The sequence below is a fragment of the Aliterella sp. E5.1 genome (assembly GCF_057473825.1).
The window spans coordinates 1-1001 of the sequence record NZ_JBYCCV010000484.1 but is presented as its reverse complement, the minus strand read 5'-3'; the positions used below and the strand labels follow the sequence as shown (position 1 = coordinate 1001).

At 49.2% G+C, this 1001-nt stretch carries 2 protein-coding genes; one reads left to right on the top strand and one right to left on the bottom strand.

Features of this window, described 5'->3' with window-relative positions:
• Positions 1-681 (bottom strand): SDR family NAD(P)-dependent oxidoreductase (locus tag AC2VE5_RS28425; RefSeq protein WP_486890859.1); only part of this gene is annotated, 681 nt, incomplete at its 3' end.
• A gap of 176 nt (positions 682-857) precedes the next feature.
• Here AC2VE5_RS28425 and AC2VE5_RS28420 point away from each other — a divergent pair.
• Positions 858-1001: aminopeptidase P N-terminal domain-containing protein (locus tag AC2VE5_RS28420; protein WP_486890858.1), on the top strand; the 144-nt coding region annotated here is incomplete at its 3' end.

Below are 1001 nucleotides of genomic sequence, written 5' to 3'. Positions count from 1 at the left end.
CCACTGGGTCACAGTCCGCTCTACAGAAAACAACTTCTCCGGCGGCACATTGCCCTGAAATGGCTGGGACAGGCGGGTATCAGTGGTGCCGGGATGAAGCATGACCACCAGGGTTTGAGGACTTTTGCGGTTGTATTCAATCGCCAAGGTGCGCATGAACATATTCAGCGCTGCTTTTGAGGCCCGGTAACCATACCAACCCCCCAACTGGTTGTCGCCAATACTGCCAACTTTGGCAGAGATGCTGGCAAACACACTGCGATCGCGATGCTTAAGCAGGGGTAGCAAATGCTTAGCCAGCAGAATCGCTCCAATACTATTGACCTGAAAGTAACGCAGCAAATGGTCAGAATCGATTTGCCGTAAGCTTTTCTCTGGTTGAATGTTGCCCTGATGGAGAAAGCCAACACAGTAGAGCACCAGGTGAAGTTTAGTCATTTGCTCCTGAATCTGAGCGACTCCCTGGGCAATTTGCACCTCATGGGTGATATCCATGGGGATTAACCGCAGCCGGTTGGGGTGTTCCCTGAAAAGCGTCCCTAGGGTCAGGCTCTGACCTCGATGGGTCGCAAAGATAGCGCCAACCGAATCATCTTGCAAAAGGTATCGAACAAATCCGAGCCCGAGTCCATGACTGGCCCCAATGACTAGGGCATTTATTGGTTCAATCCCAAACACAATTATGCCTCTGCAACTTCAACTAACTTTCAATTTTCAACAATATTCTCTTAATAGAAGCTTAGAACAATCTTTGCCGCTGCGCTTGTCTATCCCTCGGCAACTTGACTGGAGTAGTTCCAAAACCTTTGTTTTGAATTAGATTGAAAGATAATTCTCCCCACGGAACTGAAACTGCTATGCAGGCAGAGTATCAACAGCGACGGCAGCGACTGATGGGAAAACTCGGGCACGGCACCGGGATTTTTCGTAGTGCCCCTCCAGCGGTAATGCATCACGACGTTGATTATAACTTTCGCCAAGACAGTGACTTTTTTTATCTG